The organism is Streptomyces sp. NPDC051243 (assembly GCF_044455405.1).
In the GTDB taxonomy this organism is placed as follows: Bacteria; Actinomycetota; Actinomycetes; order Streptomycetales; family Streptomycetaceae; genus Streptomyces.
Genome location: NZ_JBITES010000001.1, coordinates 545,094 through 563,663 on the forward strand (window position 1 = coordinate 545,094; position 18,570 = coordinate 563,663).

Below are 18,570 nucleotides of genomic sequence, written 5' to 3' on the forward strand. Positions count from 1 at the left end.
GGCGGTCGCTGGGGGTGGGACGAGTTCGCCTTCCGCCAGGGCTGCACCTACGGCACCGTGCCTGTCGACGTCGATTCGATGCCGGATCAGCGGGCGGGTTTGTCCCAGGTCAGCGAGTACCGGCGCAGCACATGGCGGCGGTAGCGCACGCCAGGAAGCAGCCGCCGGGCAGCAGCCCGCACCTGCCCATAGCTCATCTGCGGGTCGGCGACCGGCATGCCATGCGGGCCACGCGCGCGACGCAGCACCTTCGTGAGCCGCACGATCGGGGCAGCCGCGATCAACGCCGCCCACTCCGTCACGCTCGCCTCGCGGGCCAGACCGACCACCACCAGCGTGCCGCCAGGCCGCAGCAGCTCGCGCATGCGGACGAGGGCCGCTTCGAAGTCCATGTGATGGATCGTGGTCACCGAGCAGACGAAGTCGTACTGTGCGTCGGGAAGTTCCGCGGTGAGGAAGTCCCCCTCGATGAAGGTGAGTTGCGGGTGTCCGGCAGCGGACTCGCGTGCAGGCGATCATGTCCGGCGACATGTCGATCCCGGTGACGTGTTTCGCCCGCCCGGCAAGCTTCCGTGCCAGCAGCCCGTCCCCGCAGCCGACGTCCAGGGCATCGCCGCACCCCTCGGGAACAGCCGGGAGGGTGCCCGGGTGACGAGCGATGTTGGTGTTCCAGTACGGCTCTGCGGCGGCCGGGCATCGGATCGTCGTAAAGGCCGGTCATGGCCTGCCGAGTGACACCGACCGATTCGCCGTCCCCATGGGGAATCGTGATCGCGGGAAATTGCCTGATCGTCAACACCAGGCTCCCGGCCACCGCGGCGGCCGCCAGATCGCCCGCAAACACCCCGCAGCCCTCCGCGCCGGCACCGCCGAACCGGTCCGGGCCGACATCCCCGGTCGAGGAACGGATGCGTCGTCACCCGCTGGTTGCCGATGTTCATGCTGTGATGGTCCACCACACCACTGACAACGCCGCGGGAGCAGCCGTCATGACCACCGCCGAGCCGTCGTTCGACCTGCTCCCCGGGGCCGACCGATCGTCCGTGATCCTGCATGTCCCGCACTCGGCACGGGAGATACCGCCCGAGGTGCGCGCGGGAATCGTGCTGGACGACCGCGCGCTGGAGCGGGAGCTGGACCACATCGTCGACGCGCACACCGCGGAACTCGCCGAGGCGGCCGCCGCGTTGGCCACAGTGACGCCCTGGCGATTCGTCAACCGGCTCGCCCGGCTGGTCGTCGACCCGGAGCGGTTCCCGGACGAGCGGGAGGAGATGCTGGCCGTGGGCATGGGCGCCGTCTACACGCGGACCACGCATCTCGAAGACCTGCGCCCCGCCGACGCCGACCCTCGACCCCTCGTCGAGCGGTACTTCAGGCCGTACGCGAAGGCCATGACGGACGCCGTGGCCGGCCGTCTCGCCGCCACGGGCCGGGCCGTGATCATCGACGTCCACTCGTACCCGACCGCCCGGCTCCCCTACGAGCTGCATGGCGAGGGTCCGCGCCCGCCGGTCTGTCTGGGAACCGACTCCTTCCACACGTCGCCCGACCTGCTCGCCGCGGCCCGGGAGGCGTTCGGCCCGTGCGGTGAGACGGGACTGGACAGTCCGTTCAGCGGCACGTACGTCCCGCTGGAGTTCTACGGCCGCGAGCCCCGGGTCGGTGCCCTGATGATCGAGATCCGCCGGGACACCTACATGGCAGAGCCGGGCGGTCCGGCCGGTCCCGGACTCACCCGGCTCGCGCGGGCGTTGGCGGCGCTGGTGGACTGCGTCGCACCCTGACCCGGTGGGTCAGGCCCGCAGCCACTCCGTGACCACGACCTCCCCGCCGGTGCGCAGCCGCAGGGCGAAGGGACCGCTCGGCGGTGCGGCACTGGTGAAGCGACCCATGTCGTCGGCGACGACCGGCGACGCCGTCTGAGGGCCGCCGAGCACCTCGATACGCGCCTGTTGGGGTGGCAGCACCTGCCCCATCAAGCCCTGCGCGGTCACCTCCACGTCCACGGTCACCTCGCCCGCACGGAAGGTCAGCATCCGCGGGACGTCCGTGGCTCCCCTGACCGGAATGGCGTCCACCACCGAGTCGAACGTCAACTCGGCGATACGGGCGTCCAGATCGTGCAGCGCGAACGCCTCCACGGCGAGCTGGCGCAGCTGGGCCGGCACCGGGTCGAGGATGGCGGCGGCCTGACGGAGTTCCTCCTCCAGCAGCTCGACCTCGACACCGTCGTCGCCGGGGGCTCCCTCGCCCGTCACTTCGTCATGCATGTCGTCGTTCACAGCGCCCCCCGCGCGTCGAGTCGGGCCCGAAGCCGGCGCAGACAGCGCTGGCGCAGCGGCCCGATGCTGCCCACGGCGATGCCCAGTGCGGCGGACACCTCCTGGTAGCTGGGCGGCGGCGAGGCGATCAGCACGCGCAGCAACTGGCGGCAACGTTCGCCGAGTTCCTCGAACTCCTGCCACATCCAGCGGATGCGTTCGGTCTCGGCGGCCGCCTCCTCCGAGTCCAGGAGCGACTGTTCGGGCGTACGGTCCTCGCTGACCCGGTCGAGCAGCTGCGGATCGCTCGTCACGGTCAGCCGCCTTAAGCTCTTGAGGACCTTCAGGCACTCGTGCCGTGCGGTGCTCGCGAGCCACGACCCGGCCTTCTCGGGTTCGCGGATGCGCCCCAGGTTCTGGGCGAAGCGGAACCAGACGGTCTGGTACACCTCATGGGCGTCGGCGTCGCCCAGCCTGTGGGCGCGCACCACCGACCACACCAGTGGGCTCAGCCCTTCCACGAGCGCCTTCCAGGCCGCCGCGTCGCCGTCGACGGCGGACTGGACCAACGCACCGACATCTGCTCGGTCCACAGCCCCACCCCTCGTGTACGGCAAGTCATCGTACGCCGCGGAGGGGACGGTTCCGACCCTCATGACCGAGGAGCCGGTGGCACGACGGGCACAGGGCGCCAGGTCGGGGGGCGAAGTGCCGGGACGTGCGCCCCCCGCACCTCCGCGAACCCGGAGTTCGCCGCGAGCATCTTGTACCGGGCGACCCGCGGGTCGCTCTCCTGCTGTGCGGTCATGTGGGAGGCGATCATGCCGGCGACGAGGGGCGTGGCGAACGACGTGCCGCTCCAGTGCGCGAACCCCTCGAACATCACCTGGTCGGGCTTCTTGGCGGTGCCGCCCTGCTCGCTCAACACGCCGGTGTGGCGCGGGGACACGCAGGTGCAGGAGTAGCCGAAGCCGTACCGGCAGGCGTCGTAGGTGGAGTGCTGGTAGATGTACGGCACGGGCGCGTCGAAGCCGGTGAGGACGCTGGTGAGCCGCTCGCCGGGCGCGTACGCCTTGACCCAGCCCCCGTGGTTGCTGAAGCAGGCCCCGAACTCGCCGTCCGCGCGCAGCGCGCCGACCGACAGCACGGCGTCCTGGTAGTCGGGCAGGTCGGCGTAGGCGGCGGGCCAGAACGGCGTGGCGCTGCCGTTGTTGCCCGCCGCCGCGACGAGCAGGGTGCGCTGGTCGCGCAGCTCCCGCATGAAGGCCTCGACGCCGAGCAGGCCGTCGGTGCGGCCGTTGGCGGTGCCGGCCGAGAGGCTGAGGATGTCGGGCCAGCCGCCCGCGTCGACGGCTTCGAAGAGCTTCTCGCCGAACTCGGACTCCAGGATGGCGCCCGCGTCGTGGAGGGTGTTGCGGACCGTGATGTCCGTGTTGGGCGCGACGGCGGCGACGAGGCCGGCGATGAACGTGCCGTGGCCGACGTACTGCTGGAGGATGCCCTCGTCGTCGCACTCCTTGATCTGCGCGTCGCCGTCGGTGTGGGCCAGCAGCGCGAAGGAGCGGTAGTCGTGCATGAGGCCGGTGTCGACGACGAGGACGGCGACGGCACTGTCCGGGTCGTGAACGCCCTCGGCCGCCGTGGGGTTGGTCCCGTCGGCGAGGGGGGCGGGCGCGGGCTCGTCACCAGGACAGGAGTTGACGTTCCCCGTGATCCCCACGAGGTGGTTGCGGCTGACGAGCCGCCGTCCGACCCGGCCCTCCGTCTCGCGCAGGGCGCGCAGGGCGTGCGCGACGGTGCGGTCGCCGCTGCGGTCTCCCTCACCGGGGTCGCCGACCTGGATACGGGTGATGCCGGAGCGGTTGGTCCGCGGGCTCGCGCGGCGCACGTTGTCCTGCACCAGGTCCGGTTCGGCGGTGAAGTGCGCCCGCACGGTGTCCTCGACGAGGCGGGCGTCCTCGCCGTCACGGACCAGCACATAGCCCTTCTCGTAGATGAACTCGGCGGAGTCGTCCGGTCCCATCGCGAGGGGGACGTCGGGCATGGAGCGCTGGATCTGCTCGAACTGCTCGTGGAATCGCTGTGGTGCCATGGCGGGTCCTCCCCCTGAGGCGACGTTCGTCAGTCAGAGCCGTGCGGTCGCTGATTGATACAGCGCCAAACCGGTGTGGCACGGTTCCGTGGCAACTACCATCCGTTGAGTGACAGCGGGAAGCGACTCGGTTCTCGAATTGCTGCCGATGGTGTTCGCCGCCCCCAACGACGCGCTGGCGAGGGCGGAAGGGGTGCTCGACGCCGATCCGTCGCCGTTGCACGCCTCCGTCGCCCACCAGGTGATCGGCATCTGGCAGCGGGACTGGGGCGACATGCGCATCGCCCTCCATCACCTGCGGCGTGCCCGGGATCTCGCGGCACGCGCGGAGTCGGCCGACCGGGAGGCGGACGCCCTGGCGGCGCTCGGGGTCGCGTTGGTGCACGCGGGGCGCACTCAGCAAGGGCTGGCCGCGCTGGAGCGCGGAGTCGAGCGCGGGAGCGGACACACCCGCGCGCGGGTGCTGTTCCGCCGCGCCTACGCCCGCTGGGTCCTGGGCCACCATCGCGAGGCGCTGGAGGACGTGCGCAAGGCGATCCCCGTACTGCGGCAGGCGGAGGACGTCATCTGGACGGCGCGGGCGCTGACGCTGCGCGCGACGGTGCACCTGGCGCTGGGCGCGGTGGACCGGGCGGACGCCGACTTCACCGCGGCCGAGGCGCTGTGGGACACCACGGGCCAGGAGCACGACAAGGCCGACGCGGTGGAGAGCCGGGGTCTCGCGGCGTTCCGGTCGGGCGACATCCCGGCGGCGCTGCGGCTGCTCGACGAGGCCGAGGAGCGGTACGCCAAGCTCGGCACGCCGACCTTCATGCTCAACATCCGCCGCTGCGAGGTGCTGATGGCCGCGGGGCTGGCGCCGGAGGCGCTGGCCGAGGCCGACGCGGCGATCGCCGTGCTCGACGGCATCGGCGGCCAGTCCACCCGCAAGGCCGAACTGCTGCTGGCCGCCGCGCGTGCCGCCCGGCTGGCCGGCGAGGCGCACACCGCGATCGCCCGCGCCGACATGGCCGTACGGCTGTTCGCCGGGCAGCGGCGCAGCTGGTGGGAGACGCATGCCCGGCTGGTGCTGATCGAGTCCAGGGTCGCCGCCGGGCGCAGTTCGGGGCGGCTGGTGGCCGACACGGCGGCGGTCGCCGAGCGGCTGGCCTCCTTCGGCGCGCCGGCCGCGCCGGAGGCCTCGCTGCTCGCGGGCCGCATCGCCCTCACGCTGGGCTGGCGGACCGACGCCGAGCGGCATCTGGCGGTCGCCGCCCGCAGCAGACGCAGCGGTCCGCCGCTGGCCCGGATGACGGGCTGGGCGGCCCAGGCGCTGCGGGCCCGGGCGGCCGGGTCGGGCCGGGGCGTCCTGGAGGCCTGCCGGCGCGGCCTGGACGTCCTCGACGCCCACCGGATGACGCTCGGCGCGTCGGAACTGCGGGCCCGCGCCACCGAGCAGGGCGCCGAACTCGCCGCACTGGCCCAGCAGGCCAGCCTCGACTCCGGCAGCCCGCGGCGGCTGCTGGTGTGGAGCGAGCGCTGGCGGGCCACCGCCCTGTCCACACCGCCGACCCGGCCGCCGGCCGACCCGGAGCTGCAGGGCGACCTGACCGCGTTCCGGGTGATCGCGGCCCGCGCGGAGGAAGCCCGCATGGAGGCCCGGCCGCTGCCGGCGCTGGAGCGCGAACAGCGGCGCCTGGAGCGGGAGATACGCTCCCGGACCCTGCACCTGCGCGGCGACACACCGGGCGACGGCCACCGCTTCGACCCGGGCCGTCTCCTGGAGCGGCTCGGCGACGACGTACGGCTGGCCGAACTCGCCGTGCTGGACGGGCGGGTTCAGGTGCTGCTGTGCGGGCAGGGGCGGGTACGCCGGTACGCGGCCGGGCTGCTGGCCGAGGCGGAGACCGAGGCCGAGCACGTCCAGGCCGGGCTGCGCCGGCTGGCCCACCCCGGCGCGGAGGCTCGGCTGCCGGTGGTGGAGGCGGCGGGGCGGCGCCTGGAGGAGCTGCTGCTCGGTCCGGCCGCCGCGCAGCTGGGCGACGGCCCCGTGGTGGTCGTACCGCCGGCCCGGCTGCACCGGGTGCCGTGGGCCTTGCTGCCGTCGCTGCGGGAACGGGTGCTGAGCGTGTCGCCGTCGGCGAGCAGTTGGCTGCGTGCGCGGGAGACCGAGCCGCCGCCCGGCGGGCGCCAGGTGCTGGTGCGCGGCCCGGGTCTGGCGACCGGCGGCGCGGAGGTGCCCCACCTCGCCTGCCGGTACGACGGTGCGGTCGTCCTGGAGCACGCCGACGCGCGCGTGCCCCGCGTACTCGAGGAACTCGACGGTGCCGCGCTGGCCCACATCGCGGCCCACGGCACGTTCCGCGCGGACAGCCCGCTGTTCTCGTCGCTGCGGATGGCCGACGGGCCGCTGATCGTGCACGACTTCGAGCGCCTGGACCGCAGCCCGTACCGGATCATCCTGTCCTGCTGCGACACCGCCCGGTTCGCCTCGGTCGGCGCCGACGAGCTGCTGGGCCTGGTCACCGCCCTGCTGCCGCTGGGCACGGCGGGGGTGGTGGCGTGCACCGCACCCGTCAACGACGCCGCGGTGGTGCCGCTGATGCTGGCGCTGCACAAGGGCCTGAGCGACGGACTCTCCCTGGCGGAGGCACTGCGCGACGCCCGGGCGGCACTGCCGGGCGACGCACTGCACCAGGCGACGGGGTGGGCGTTCTCGGCGTTCGGCGCCGCGTGACGCTGCGCTGGGCTGCAACCGGCCTCTCGTGGAGGTGAGCCAGGACGTGTGCCCGGCCGCAGTCCGCGCGGGCACTGCGCCGGCCTCCGGTGCCCTGGCGGGCGAGACGCGCGAGCTGCCTCGCCCGTCGGCTCGGCGGCCGCCCCGACCACGGCCGAGCGACACGCGGAGCACTCTGGCCGCTACGGCGCGGCTCCGGTCGGCGATTCCGACACGGGTCGCACCGCGCACTCGGCACGGCTTACGTCGGCCACCCCGGCGCAGCTCGCATCGGCCACCCCGGCGTGGCTACGCCGACTGCGCGTCCGGCAGCTCCACCAGCCACGGCAGTGCCCTGCGGTCGCCGGCGCCGAGGCGGGCGTAGGCGCTGTAGAGGTGGTTGCCGACCGTGCGGACGGACAGGGTGAGCTTCTCGGCGATCTGCCGGTTGCTCAGTCCGGTGGCGGCCAGCGTGACGATCTGCCGTTGCCGCGCGGTCAGTTCGCCCAGGACCAGCCCGGACAGCGCCGGGGTGCGGGCGCCCTGGCAGCGGCGGGCCAGGGCGACGGCACGCGTGCGTGCGGTGCGGGCGGCGCGCGGGTCGCGATGGGCCCGTACGGCCTGGGCGTGCGCCTCGGCCGCGAACAGCAGGAAGCCGCGCTTCTCCAACTGTTCGGCCACCCGGTCGAGCGCGGCACCGTCGCCCTGGGCGAGCGCGTCGGCGTGCGCGGCGAAGACGCCGGTCAGGCGGCCCTCGGCGAGCTCGGGGGTGCCGAGGCGGACGGCGTCGTAGGCGTCGCCGGTGAGCGCCTCGACGGCCCTGCAGCCGTCACCGGCCGGCTCCCCGACAGCCCCGTCGGCGTCGCTCCCGGCCGCTGCGGGCCGGGTGACCGCCCCACCCCCGTAGGGGCGGCCACCCAGGATCTGATGGGCAGTCGTCGTGTCGCCCGACTGCGCCGTGGCGAGGGCGAGTTCCAGACGGCAGGACGGATCGCCGCCGCCGGCCCGCAGCCCCTCGCGCGCCCATGCCGCCGCCTCCCGCAGTTCGCCACGCAGGCGCGCGAACCGGGCCCGTACGGCCGCGTACCGGGCCGGCACCGGCACGCCCTCCGCCACCAGCCACTCCCCCACGGGGGCAGGCGTCGCCCGTACGTCCGCCCGCTCGATACGGCGGGTCAGCGCGGCGCGCTCGGCGTCGAGGGCGGGCCCGCACAGGTCCGCGGTGCGGGACAGCCGCCTCGCCCGCAGCCTGCCGGCCGCGGCCCGCAGCACCGGGCCGTGCAGGGGGTGGGCGAGGCGGACGGCGCCCTGGTCGTCGACGCGGACCAGGCAGTCGGCTTCCAGGTGCTCCAGGGCACGGAGGTCGAGCTCCTCCAGGTCCACGGGCAACGGCTCGGCGAAGGCGAGGCGTTCGAGGGTCTCGCGCTCGCCGAGGCCGGTGCGGTCGAGGACCTGTGCGGTGCGCTCGCGGACGGTCGTGGTGACCGGCACGGGACCACGCCACGCCCACTCGTGCGAGTCGGAGTCCGAGCCGGAGTCCGTGTCCGGAACCCGGGTCAGCAGCCCGCGCTCGCGCACCGCGTCCACCAGGTCGCGCAGCAGCCGCAGGTCCCCCTGGCACAGGCGGTACAGCCGGTTGACGGTGAGCGGTTCGAGGGCCGCGCCCGCCGCCCCGCCGGCCAGCAGATGGGCGGTCTCCTCGCGGGGCAGCAGCTCCAGCGTGAGGCGGGGCAGGAGTTCGCCGGTCCACAGGCGGGAGATGGCGCCGGGGGCCGGAGTGCCGTCGGTGGTGACGACCAGGAGCCGGGTGCGGCCGTGCACGGCCAGTTGGTGGACGAGGGCGGCCGAGGCGTCGTCGAGGAGGTGCGCGTCGTCCACGAACAGCAGCCGTACGCCGGTCAGGTGCTGGAAGGCGCCGTGCAGGGAGGCGGTCTCGGGCACCAGGTGCGCGAACGCGGCGAAGCGAATACGGCGGGTCTCGGGGGTGCCGGCCACCCTGGCGCAGTCGGAGCCGCGGACGGCCTCGGTGACGAGCCGGGTCTTGCCGCAGCCCGCCGGTCCGGTGATCACGATGCCGTGCCGACCGGCGGTCAGGGCCCCTCGGACCAGTTCGAGTTCGTCCTCCCGGCCGGTGAACGGCCAGGGCATCTGAAGGGTCTTCGCGTCACGTTCCCAAGTCGTCACGGCAATAGGAGCACGGTGACTCACACTTGATACACCCGTACTTGAGTAGCCCCCGACTCAGGCGCCCGCCGCGGGCCGACGGCACCCTGTTCGCATGACCGCACGCTACTGCTCCCTCGCGCAGGCGTCGGCCCCCGCCTTCGCGGCGGGGCTGGCCGCCGAGCGGCTCAGTGCGCTCGTCGGCGGAAGCCGGATGTGGGTCAACGGCACCGTGCTGCACTACCACTTCTTCGACCGGGACTCCGACGGATCCGTGATCCCGGACCCGTTGACCGGCAAGGCCCGTCATGTGTCGTGGGTCGGCGGCAAGGAGCAGCGGGACGTCGTGCGCGAGTGCTTCCAGGAGTGGCAGGGCCTGGGCATCGGCCTGTCCTTCGTGGAGGTGGCCGACCGGTCGGAGGCCGAACTGCGCATCGGGTTCCAGCTCGGCGACGGATCCTGGTCGACCGTGGGCAAGGACGCGTTGCAGGTCGGCCTGAACGAACGCACCATGAACTTCGGCTGGGACCTGACCGTGCCCGGGGAGCGCGGTACGGCCCTGCACGAGATCGGGCACGCGCTCGGCATGCTGCACGAGCACCAGAGCCCGTTCGCCGGGATCCACTGGGACGACGAGGCGGTGTACGCCGATCTGGCGGGCCCGCCGAACTTCTGGAGCCGGGACAAGACGTTCTTCAACATCCTGCGCAAGCTGGACCCGAACGAGGTCAACGGTTCCGTCTGGGATCCGCACTCGATCATGGAGTACCCCTTCTCGGCCGGGCTGATCCTGGAGCCCGAGCAGTTCCGCGCGGGTCTCAACCCGCCGGGCGCGCTGAGCGAGGCCGACAAGGAGTTCGTCCGCCGCTGGTACCCGCCGGCCGAGACTCCGGGGCAGCGGGAGCTGGTGCCGTTCCGTTCGGTGCCCCTGCGGCTCCGGCCTGCCGAGCAGGCCGACTTCGTGGTCGAGCCGCCGGAGACCCGCGAGTACACCGTGGGCACCTTCGGCGACGGTGACGCGGTCGTCGTGGTCTTCGAGGAGCGGGACGGCGAACCCCGCTACCTCACCGCCCAGGACGACGGCGGCACCCCGCACAACGCCACGATCAAGGCCCGCCTCGTCAAGGGCCGCCGCTATTTCGTCCGGGTGCGTCTGTACTCCAGCTGGGGTTCGGGGGAGACAGCGGTCATGTGCTGGTGAGGGCACGGATCCGCTGCCGCGCACGGACTGCGCAGTCCACTGTCCGGCGCCGGGGGAAGTGAGCGGGACGCCACCTTCGGGGGAGGGTGACGTCCCGCTCACGCCGTTTGGCGGGAGTGCGGGGGTTCGCGTCGACGGTGCCCGACGGCCACGGTTCCCTTGCCCCGGATACGGCGTGCATCTAGCCTGACTTTGTGCCGCTAATAAACAAACCCCGAACGCACAACGCCGTGCCGGGCAACCGCAGCACCCTGACCCGCCTCCGCATCGCCCTCACCGCCTTCTTCGCCCTCGACGGCTTCCTCTTCGCCGGCTGGGTCGTCCGCATCCCCGCCATCAAGGAGCAGACCGGCGCCTCCGCCAGCGCCCTCGGTCTCGCCCTCCTCGGCGTCTCCGCGGGTGCCGTCCTCACCATGACGCTCACCGGCCGGCTCTGCCGTCGCTACGGCACCCACCAGGTCACCGTCGTCTGTGCGGTGCTCCTCTCCCTGAGCGTCGCCCTGCCCCCGCTGACCCACTCCGTACTCGCCCTGGGCGCCGTGCTCCTGCTGTTCGGCGCGGCGTACGGCAGCATCAACGTGGCCTTCAACAGCGCCGCCGTGGACCTGGTGGCCGCCCTGCGCCGGCCGGTCATGCCCAGTTTCCACGCGGCGTTCAGCCTGGGCGGCATGGTCGGCGCCGCACTCGGTGGGCTGGTCGCCGGGGGCCTCTCCCCCACCCGGCACCTGCTGTGCCTCGCCGGGATCGGGCTGCTGGTGACGGCCGTGGCGGGCCGTACCCTGCTGCGCCACGAACCGCCGAGGGCCGCGGACCCAGTACAAACCGAGAGCGGCACCCCGCGCCGCCCGGACGCCAGGACACGGGGACTGGTGATCGTCTTCGGCCTGATCGCCCTGTGCACGGCCTACGGCGAGGGCGCCATGGCCGACTGGGGCGCCCTGCACCTCGAACAGGACCTGGACGCCTCACCCGGCGTCGCCGCCGCCGGTTACTCCTGCTTCGCGCTCGCCATGACCGTCGGCCGCCTCAGCGGTACGGCCCTCCTGGAACGGCTCGGTCACGGCCGTACCGTCGTCGCGGGCGGCGCCACCGCCGCCGCCGGGATGCTGCTCGGCTCGCTCGCGCCCTCTCTGTGGGCGGCGTTGCTCGGGTTCGCGATCACGGGGCTCGGACTCGCCAACCTCTTCCCGGTGGCCGTCGAGCGCGCGGGGGCCCTCGCCGGCCCGAGCGGCGTCGCCACCGCCTCCACGCTCGGCTACGGCGGCATGCTCCTCGGCCCGCCCGCCATCGGCTTCATGGCCGACTGGTTCTCCCTGCCGGTGGCGCTCACGAGCGTCGCCGTACTGGCCGCGATCGCCACGCTGATCGGCGTCGCGACCCGCCGCGCGACGCCGGGCCGACCGGCGCCGCCAACAGGATCATGACGGCCCGCCCAGGCGCCCCGGCACGATGCTCCGCCGGAGCCGCCGCACCGCCGTGTCGTCGGCTCCGCCCCTCCGCCCGAAACGGGTCCTGCCTGCCGCCCGCGTCGGTCCGAACAACCTCAGACCCGCGCGAGTTCCGCCGCCCCGAACGACACGTCGAAGCGGTCGCACCAGATGCTGACGCTGCTGTAGCGGGAGAGGTCGACGTCATTCGGCACGACGTAGTTCTGGCTGCCCTTGTTGCCCTTGAGCTTGCCCAGGCTGAGGTACTCGCCGTCGTCGAAGACCCCCCACCCGTCCCGGCCCTCCTTGACGGGCGCGTCCGTCAGCCACACGCGCAGGTCCGGCCCGTTGCTGGTGTCGAGCTTCTCCAGGCGCAGCACATGGGAGCCGTCGGCCAGCCGTACGAGTTTCACCGTGCCGGACGTCGTGTGCTCGTGGCTGATCAGCTCGCCGCCGGCCACCGTCTTCGGTGCGGGCGCCGAGGACGGCTCGTCGGTCTGCCGCACCGCGCCCTCGGTCTGCCGCACCGCGCCGGGCAGGGCCTCCTCCACGGTCTGGTCCTGCCACAGCTTCCACGGCTGGAACCAGTAGAGCCCGAAGCCACCCGCGACCACGACCAGCACCAGCACCCCGATGCCCAGCGGCCGGCCCAGCACCCTCCGCACACGCCCCATATCCGTCCCGCTTCCTGAGAGTTGCCTGTTCGCATCCCCATTCAACGGCGCGCGGGGGCCGTCGAACACCTCGAGCGTGATGACGAAATCCTTACGTCACATCCCTGCGTCCCGCTGCCCGGACTCCCCTCCCAGGAGGCGCGGGCGGACCGGCAGCGCCCATCGAGCGCACTCCATCCGGCACACTCGGCCCCATGGAGACAGCCGACTTCATTCAGACCCTCGACCGCGAGGGCGTCCTGCTGGCCGCGGCCGCCGAGAAGGCCGGGCCCGACGCGAAGGTGCCGACCTGTCCCGACTGGCAGGTGCGGGATCTGCTGCGGCACACCGGGATGGTGCACCGCTGGGCGGCGGCGTTCGTCACCGAGGGGCACATGTCCTACCACCCCGACGGCGGCCTGCCCGACCTCGACGGCGCCGAGTTGCTCGCCTGGTTCCGGGAGGGGCACCGTCACCTGGTCGGCACACTCACCGACGCCCCCGCGGACGTGGAGTGCTGGCACTTCCTGCCCGCCCCGTCACCACTCGCCTTCTGGGCGCGCAGGCAGGCTCACGAGACGACCGTGCACCGCTTCGACGCGGAGGCGGCACGCGGCGGCACACCGAGCGACCTCGACCCCGGCTTCGCGGCCGACGGCATCGACGAGTTGCTCAGGGGCTTCCACGCCCGCCCCAAGAGCCGGGTCCGCAGCGCCGAACCGCGGGTGCTGCGGGTGCGGGCGACGGACACGGACGGCGCCGTATGGACCGTACGGCTGTCTCAGGAGCCGCCCGTGACCGAGCGGGACGACTCGGGAGCGGCCGACTGCGAGATCAGCGGGCCGGCCTCGCAGCTGTATCTGTCGCTGTGGAACCGGCTGCCCCTTCCCCAGGTGACCGGGGACGCCTCGCTCGCCACGCTGTGGCGGGAGAACTCCGCCGTCGTCTAGCGCTGAACCCGGCCCGTACGCCGGTCAGTTCGCCAGCATCCTCGTCAGCACCGCACGCTGCACCGGCAGCACCTCGCCGTGCAGCGTGCGTCCCTTCCCCGTGAGCGCCACCTTCACGCCCCGCCGGTCCTCGGGGCACAGCCCGCGCTCGACGAGCCCGTCCTTCTCCAGCCGTGCGATCAGCCGCGACAGCGCGCTCTGGCTCAGGTGGACGCGCTCGGAGATCTCCTGGACGCGGTAGGCGCAGGCACCGTCCGCCAGCACGTCCAGGACCTCGAAGTCGCTGGCGCACAGCCCGTGTTGGCCGAGGGCGCGGTCCAGTTCGCACTGTGTGCGCGCGTGCAGGGCCAGCATGTCCCGCCACTGGTCCACGAGCGCCTGTTCGGCCTTCTTCGCCGCCATGGGCGCACCGTAGCAGAGTTCCGAGTTCGTTGCATCAACATTAAATGCATTTGCATTCGATGCATGCGCATGTACTGTCTTCGTCATGACCTCTCCGCTCACCCACCCCACGTCCGAGGGCCGTTGGACGCCCCGCCTGTGGGGCACCCTCCTGGTGCTGTGCGCCGCGATGTTCCTGGACGCGCTGGATGTGTCGATGGTCGGTGTCGCCCTGCCGTCCATCGGTGCCGACCTGGGCCTGTCCACCTCGACCCTGCAGTGGATCGTCAGCGGCTACATCCTTGGCTACGGCGGCCTGCTCCTCCTCGGCGGACGGGCCGCCGACCTGCTGGGCCGGCGCCAGGTCTTCCTGGTGGCCCTCGCCGTCTTCGCGCTCGCCTCGCTGCTCGGCGGGCTCGTCGACTCCGGCCCGCTGCTGATCGCCAGCCGCTTCATCAAGGGCCTGGCCGCCGCGTTCACCGCCCCCGCCGGACTGTCCATCATCACCACGACCTTCGCCGAGGGACCGGTACGCAACCGCGCGCTCTCGATCTACACCACCTGCGGCGCCACCGGTTACTCGATGGGGCTGGTCTTCTCGGGCCTGCTCACCGAGGCCAGTTGGCGCTTCACCATGCTGCTGCCCGCGCCCGTGGCACTGATCGCCCTGTTCTTCGGCCTCAAGCTGCTGCCGCGCACCGAGCGCGAACGCACGGACGGCGGCTACGACGTTCCCGGCGCCGTCCTCGGCACCGCCTCGATGCTGCTGCTCGTCTTCACGGTCGTCGAAGCCCCCGAGGCCGGCTGGGGCTCCGCCCGCACGGTCCTGTCCTTCCTCACCGTCGCCGTACTGCTGGCCGCCTTCGTCGCCGTCGAGCGGCGCAGTCCGAGCCCGCTGATCCGGCTGGGCGTTCTCCGGTCGGGTGCCCAGGTACGGGCCCAGTTGGGCGCGTTGACGTTCGTCGGCAGCTACATCGGCTTCCAGTTCCTGGTCACGCTGTACATGCAGCAGTTGCTCGGCTGGTCGGCGCTGCACACGGCGCTTGCCTTCCTGCCGGCGGGTGCGCTCGTGGCGTTGTCGGCGACGAAGGTCGGGGCGGTCATCGACCGGTTCGGTACGGCCCGGCTGATCGCGCTCGGGTTCGCCCTGATGGTCGCCGGCTACATCCTGTTCCTGCGCATCGACCTCGACCCGGTCTACGCGGCGGTGATCCTGCCCACGATGCTCCTGGTCGGCTCGGCCTTCGCCCTCACCTTCCCCTCGCTCAACGTCCAGGCCACGAACGGCGTCGACGAGCACGAGCAGGGCATGGTCTCTGGGCTGCTCAACACCTCCGTCCAGGTGGGCGGCGCGCTCTTCCTGGCCGTGGTGACGGCGGTACTGACCGCGAACGCGCCCGACGAGCCCGCGTCCCCGCAGGCCGTCCTCGACAGCTACCTGCCCGGCCTGGTCGTGATCACGGCGATCGCGGTCGCGGGCCTGCTGATCTCACTGACCGGCCTGCGCACCCGCCGCGCGCGGCGGACCGTCGTGGTCGCCAAGTCCATGTCCCAGGAGGCGGAGCGCGTCACCGTACGCGACTAGGGGGCTGCCTCCGACCCTGTGCGCCCGGCGGAGCCGCTCGCTTGCTCCGCCGGGCGCACTCCTGTGAAACTCCGTCCATGAGCATGTATGGGGGACGGCGCAGTCAGGCCGAGCGGGACGCGATGACCGTCGAGATCGGATACGCCCTGTTCAGCGCGGCGTTCGCGGCGGCCGTGGTGTTCGGGGCCGTGGCGGGACCGGCGTACGCGTTCGATCTGTCGGCCGGGGCGCGCGGCACGCTCGTCGCAGCCGGCGCGACGGCGGCCGCCGTGTTGTTCGTGGCCCGGGTCGCCGGCGTGCTGATCCGCTTCGGGCAGCGACGGGACACCGGGGACGAGGCGGCTCAGCCCAGCCAGCCCGGCCGTACCAACCCCGACTCGTAGGCGAGCACGACGAGTTGCGCCCGGTCCCGGGCACCGAGCTTCACCATCGTGCGGCTGACATGGGTCTTCGCGGTGAGAGGGCTGACCACCAGGCGACGGGCGATCTCCTCGTTGGACAGGCCGATCCCGACCAGCGCCATCACCTCCCGCTCGCGCTCGGTGAGTTCGGCGAGGGCGTCGGCGGCGGCGGGCTCCTTGGAGCGGGCGGCGAACTCGGCGATCAGGCGCCGCGTCACCCCCGGTGACAGCAGGGCGTCCCCGTCCACGACCGCCCTTACGGCGCGCAGGAGTTCCTCCGGCTCGGTGTCCTTGACCAGGAAGCCGGAGGCGCCCGAGCGGATGGCCTCGAAGACGTACTCGTCGAGTTCGAAGGTGGTCAGCATGACCACCTTGACGCCCTCCAGCGCGCCGTCCCCGGTGATCCGGCGGGTCGCGGCAAGGCCGTCCAGGACCGGCATGCGGATGTCCATCAGGACGACGTCGGGCCGCAGTTCGCGCACCTTGCGCAGCGCCTCCTCGCCGTCGGCCGCCTCCCCCGCCACCTCGATGTCGGGCTGCGCGTCGAGCAGCGCCCGGAAGCCGGCCCGCACCAGTGACTGGTCGTCGGCGAGCAGTACGCGGATCACCGGTCCTCCTTGACGTCGTTGCCCGCCGCGTCGGCGGTGGCCCTCAACGGCAGTACGGCGAGCACCCGGAACCCTCCGTCGGCACGCGGGCCCGCCTCGATCGTGCCACCCAGCGCCGCCGCCCGCTCCCGCATTCCGGCCAGCCCGTTGCCGCTGCCGCCCGCCTCGGCGCCGGTCGCCGGACCGTCGTCGTCGATACGCAACCGTAGCGTCGCGCCGTCGTCGTGATCGAGGTGCACGCGCGCGTGCCTGGACCCCGAGTGGCGTACGACATTGGTGAGGGCCTCCTGGACGATCCGGAAGGCGGCGAGGTCGGTGCCGGGCGCGAGGCGTGGCGGTTCGCCCTCGACCTCGACGGTGAGGCCCGCGCTCGCCGCCTGCCGGACCAGTTCGGGCAGCCGCTCCAGGCCGGGTGCCGGGGTGCGCGGCACGTCGCCCGGCGTGCGCAGGGTGTCGAGGACCTGGCGGACCTCGCCGAGCGCCTCCTTGCTCTTGGCCTTGATGGTGGTGAGCGCCGTGCGCGCCTGCTCGGGGTCGCTGTCGAGGAGGGCGAGGCCGACGCCCGCCTGCACATTGATCACGCTGATGCTGTGCGCGAGAACGTCGTGCAGCTCGCGGGCGATCCGCAGCCGCTCCTCGTCGGCCCGGCGCCGCGCCGCCTGCGCCCGTTCCGCCCGCTCCTTCACCCACTGCTCACGCCGGGTCCTGGCCAGCTCGGACACGGCCAGGATCGCCGCGACCCAGGCGGCGATCACACCCTCCGTTCCCCAGGGGGCGGCCGCGTCACCGGACGGCGGCAGCCACCGATACAGCCAGTGGGCCACAAGCGCGTGCCCGAGCCAGAACACCCCGATCGCCGCCCAGGCGGCCTTGCGGTGTCCCAGGACGATCGCGTTGAAGCAGGCCACGGCGACGGCCACGAAGACCGGCCCGTACGGGTACCCGGCGCCCAGGTAGACCGTGGCCGCGACCGCCGTCCCGAACACGACGGCCACCGGATACCGCTTGCGCCACAGCAGCAGCGCCGCCGCCACGAACAGAAGCACGCGCGCGAAGGGGTCGAGTGCGGCCCGGTCGTCCTGCTGACCCTGGGCCGCGAAGTTCGAGCCGGCCATCACGAAGACGGTGATCAGCAGGGTGGAGCGCCAGGGCCAATGGGGAACGTGCTCCTCCGCGTCCGACCGGGTCCACCACGGCGGCCCGTGCCGCCACCACATCGGCGGACCGCCACCCCGGCGTGCCTGCTGCTCGTCCATGTCCGCCACGCTAGACGCGACGGCCGCCGGGCGGCGTCACCCCCGCGTGGTGATCACACGTACTCCCCGCGAAGTACGTGCCCCTCAGCGGTTCACGCCAGGCCGACACCCTGGGCGAGCCGTGCCACCGCATGCCGGAAGAACCTCTCCCTGTCCTCCACGACCCGGTTGAACTGCCCGAACAGCTCGAACCCGACAAGGCCGAAGAGCTCGGCCCAGGCGGCGACGAGGGCCGCGACCGCCGCCGGAGGGAGGTCGGGGGCCAGGTCGGCGGCCATGCGCTCGGCCTCGGGGCGCAGCTGGGCGGGCAGGGGTGAGGGCTCGGTGAGGACGGCGTCACGATGGGCGTCGCGGACGATGTCGATGAAGACGAGGCCGACGCGGGAGGCGGGCGGAACGGTCGTGTCGGGGGCGGTGTAGCCCGGCACGGGCGATCCGTAGATCAGCGCGTACTCGTGCGGATGCCGCAGCGCCCAGTCGCGTACGGCCTCGGCGACCGCCGTCCAGCGCTGTACGGGACCGGCGCCCGCGGCCTTGGCGTGGGCCGCTTCGGCACTCTCACCGATGGCGTTGTAGGCGTCGATGATGAGGGCGGTCAGCAGGTCGTCGCGGCTGGGGAAGTACCGGTAGAGCGCGGAGGAGACCATGCCGAGCTCGCGGGCCACGGCGCGCAGCGACAGCTTGGCGGCACCCTCGGCGGCGAGCTGTCTGCGCGCCTCGTCCTTGATGGCCGCGGTGACTTCCATCCTGGCGCGGGCCCGTGCGCCCTGTGCGGTGCTGCTGCTCATGTGAGGCAGTCTCCCACGTAAGGCGGAGCAGTGCACACATTCGAGAGCAGTGCTCTTGCTTTGGATCAGCGATCTCGTGCACACTGCTCTCAAGCGAGAGCACCGC

16 protein-coding genes and 1 pseudogene are annotated in these 18,570 nt (G+C 72.9%); 7 read left to right on the forward strand and 10 right to left on the reverse strand.

The window, feature by feature from the left end; all coding sequences use genetic code 11:
• Positions 1 to 86 precede the first annotated feature (86 nt).
• Positions 87 to 702, reverse strand: a pseudogene (locus ACIBAG_RS02405) (class I SAM-dependent methyltransferase).
• A 287-nt stretch (positions 703 to 989) separates the two neighbouring features.
• On the opposite strand from ACIBAG_RS02405, the gene ACIBAG_RS02410 reads away from it, so the two are divergent.
• On the forward strand, positions 990 to 1,787 hold the full coding sequence (locus ACIBAG_RS02410) for an N-formylglutamate amidohydrolase (RefSeq protein WP_399100020.1): 798 nt from the start codon (positions 990 to 992) through the stop codon (positions 1,785 to 1,787).
• A 9-nt stretch (positions 1,788 to 1,796) separates the two neighbouring features.
• Here the strand turns inward: ACIBAG_RS02410 and ACIBAG_RS02415 are convergent, their stop codons facing one another.
• From ACIBAG_RS02415 to ACIBAG_RS02425, 3 genes are read right to left on the reverse strand one after another with little or no spacing between them, the layout of a single operon-like run.
• Positions 1,797 to 2,273, reverse strand: coding sequence for a hypothetical protein (locus tag ACIBAG_RS02415; RefSeq protein ID WP_399100022.1), 477 nt, complete (start codon positions 2,271 to 2,273; stop codon positions 1,797 to 1,799).
• Between the two features lie 8 nt (positions 2,274 to 2,281).
• Positions 2,282 to 2,857 (reverse strand): RNA polymerase sigma factor, encoded by a 576-nt coding sequence (locus tag ACIBAG_RS02420; protein ID WP_399100024.1) that lies wholly within the window; start codon positions 2,855 to 2,857, stop codon positions 2,282 to 2,284.
• A gap of 59 nt (positions 2,858 to 2,916) precedes the next feature.
• On the reverse strand, positions 2,917 to 4,356 hold the full coding sequence (locus tag ACIBAG_RS02425) for a S8/S53 family peptidase (protein WP_399100026.1): 1,440 nt from the start codon (positions 4,354 to 4,356) through the stop codon (positions 2,917 to 2,919).
• A gap of 148 nt (positions 4,357 to 4,504) precedes the next feature.
• Here ACIBAG_RS02425 and ACIBAG_RS02430 point away from each other — a divergent pair, with 148 nt between their 5' ends.
• On the forward strand, positions 4,505 to 7,072 hold the full coding sequence (locus ACIBAG_RS02430; protein ID WP_399100561.1) for a CHAT domain-containing protein: 2,568 nt from the start codon (positions 4,505 to 4,507) through the stop codon (positions 7,070 to 7,072).
• Positions 7,073 to 7,360: 288 nt separating this feature from the next.
• On the opposite strand, the gene ACIBAG_RS02435 is transcribed toward ACIBAG_RS02430, so the two are convergent.
• The gene (locus tag ACIBAG_RS02435) at positions 7,361 to 9,235 is read right to left on the reverse strand and encodes a LuxR C-terminal-related transcriptional regulator (protein ID WP_399100028.1); all 1,875 of its coding nucleotides are present in this window, start codon (positions 9,233 to 9,235) and stop codon (positions 7,361 to 7,363) included.
• A gap of 94 nt (positions 9,236 to 9,329) precedes the next feature.
• On the opposite strand from ACIBAG_RS02435, the gene ACIBAG_RS02440 reads away from it, so the two are divergent.
• Together ACIBAG_RS02440 and ACIBAG_RS02445 are read left to right on the forward strand one after the other, a co-directional pair.
• On the forward strand, positions 9,330 to 10,415 hold the full coding sequence (locus ACIBAG_RS02440) for a M12 family metallopeptidase (protein ID WP_399100030.1): 1,086 nt from the start codon (positions 9,330 to 9,332) through the stop codon (positions 10,413 to 10,415).
• A 230-nt stretch (positions 10,416 to 10,645) separates the two neighbouring features.
• Positions 10,646 to 11,839, forward strand: a complete 1,194-nt coding sequence (locus tag ACIBAG_RS02445; protein WP_399100032.1) for an MFS transporter — start codon at positions 10,646 to 10,648, stop codon at positions 11,837 to 11,839.
• A 119-nt stretch (positions 11,840 to 11,958) separates the two neighbouring features.
• Here the strand turns inward: ACIBAG_RS02445 and ACIBAG_RS02450 are convergent, their stop codons facing one another.
• Positions 11,959 to 12,516, reverse strand: coding sequence for a DM13 domain-containing protein (locus ACIBAG_RS02450; protein WP_399100034.1), 558 nt, complete (start codon positions 12,514 to 12,516; stop codon positions 11,959 to 11,961).
• 194 nt (positions 12,517 to 12,710) lie between these two features.
• Between ACIBAG_RS02450 and ACIBAG_RS02455 the strand changes: the two genes are divergently transcribed.
• Positions 12,711 to 13,445, forward strand: coding sequence for a maleylpyruvate isomerase family mycothiol-dependent enzyme (locus tag ACIBAG_RS02455; RefSeq protein ID WP_399100036.1), 735 nt, complete (start codon positions 12,711 to 12,713; stop codon positions 13,443 to 13,445).
• 24 nt (positions 13,446 to 13,469) lie between these two features.
• Here the strand turns inward: ACIBAG_RS02455 and ACIBAG_RS02460 are convergent, their stop codons facing one another.
• Positions 13,470 to 13,847, reverse strand: coding sequence for a MarR family winged helix-turn-helix transcriptional regulator (locus tag ACIBAG_RS02460; protein ID WP_399100038.1), 378 nt, complete (start codon positions 13,845 to 13,847; stop codon positions 13,470 to 13,472).
• Between the two features lie 85 nt (positions 13,848 to 13,932).
• Between ACIBAG_RS02460 and ACIBAG_RS02465 the strand changes: the two genes are divergently transcribed.
• Both ACIBAG_RS02465 and ACIBAG_RS02470 read left to right on the forward strand, forming a co-directional pair.
• Positions 13,933 to 15,411 carry an MFS transporter gene (locus ACIBAG_RS02465; RefSeq protein WP_399100040.1) on the forward strand — a complete coding sequence of 493 codons (1,479 nt, stop codon included), beginning with the start codon at positions 13,933 to 13,935 and terminating at the stop codon, positions 15,409 to 15,411.
• Positions 15,412 to 15,488: 77 nt separating this feature from the next.
• Positions 15,489 to 15,794: a DUF6332 family protein gene (locus ACIBAG_RS02470; protein ID WP_399100042.1), complete on the forward strand. Its 306-nt coding sequence runs from the start codon at positions 15,489 to 15,491 to the stop codon at positions 15,792 to 15,794.
• On the opposite strand, the gene ACIBAG_RS02475 is transcribed toward ACIBAG_RS02470, so the two are convergent.
• The 3 genes from ACIBAG_RS02475 to ACIBAG_RS02485 all read right to left on the reverse strand — a co-directional run bounded on the left by ACIBAG_RS02475 (position 15,755) and on the right by ACIBAG_RS02485 (position 18,464).
• Positions 15,755 to 16,420 (reverse strand): response regulator, encoded by a 666-nt coding sequence (locus tag ACIBAG_RS02475; RefSeq protein WP_399100044.1) that lies wholly within the window; start codon positions 16,418 to 16,420, stop codon positions 15,755 to 15,757. The two genes, ACIBAG_RS02470 and ACIBAG_RS02475, sit on opposite strands and share 40 nt — an antisense overlap.
• Positions 16,417 to 17,676: a sensor histidine kinase gene (locus ACIBAG_RS02480; RefSeq protein WP_399100047.1), complete on the reverse strand. Its 1,260-nt coding sequence runs from the start codon at positions 17,674 to 17,676 to the stop codon at positions 16,417 to 16,419. The genes ACIBAG_RS02475 and ACIBAG_RS02480 overlap by 4 nt, the downstream gene beginning before the upstream one ends.
• A gap of 92 nt (positions 17,677 to 17,768) precedes the next feature.
• On the reverse strand, positions 17,769 to 18,464 hold the full coding sequence (locus ACIBAG_RS02485) for a TetR/AcrR family transcriptional regulator (RefSeq protein WP_399100049.1): 696 nt from the start codon (positions 18,462 to 18,464) through the stop codon (positions 17,769 to 17,771).
• Positions 18,465 to 18,570 lie beyond the last annotated feature (106 nt).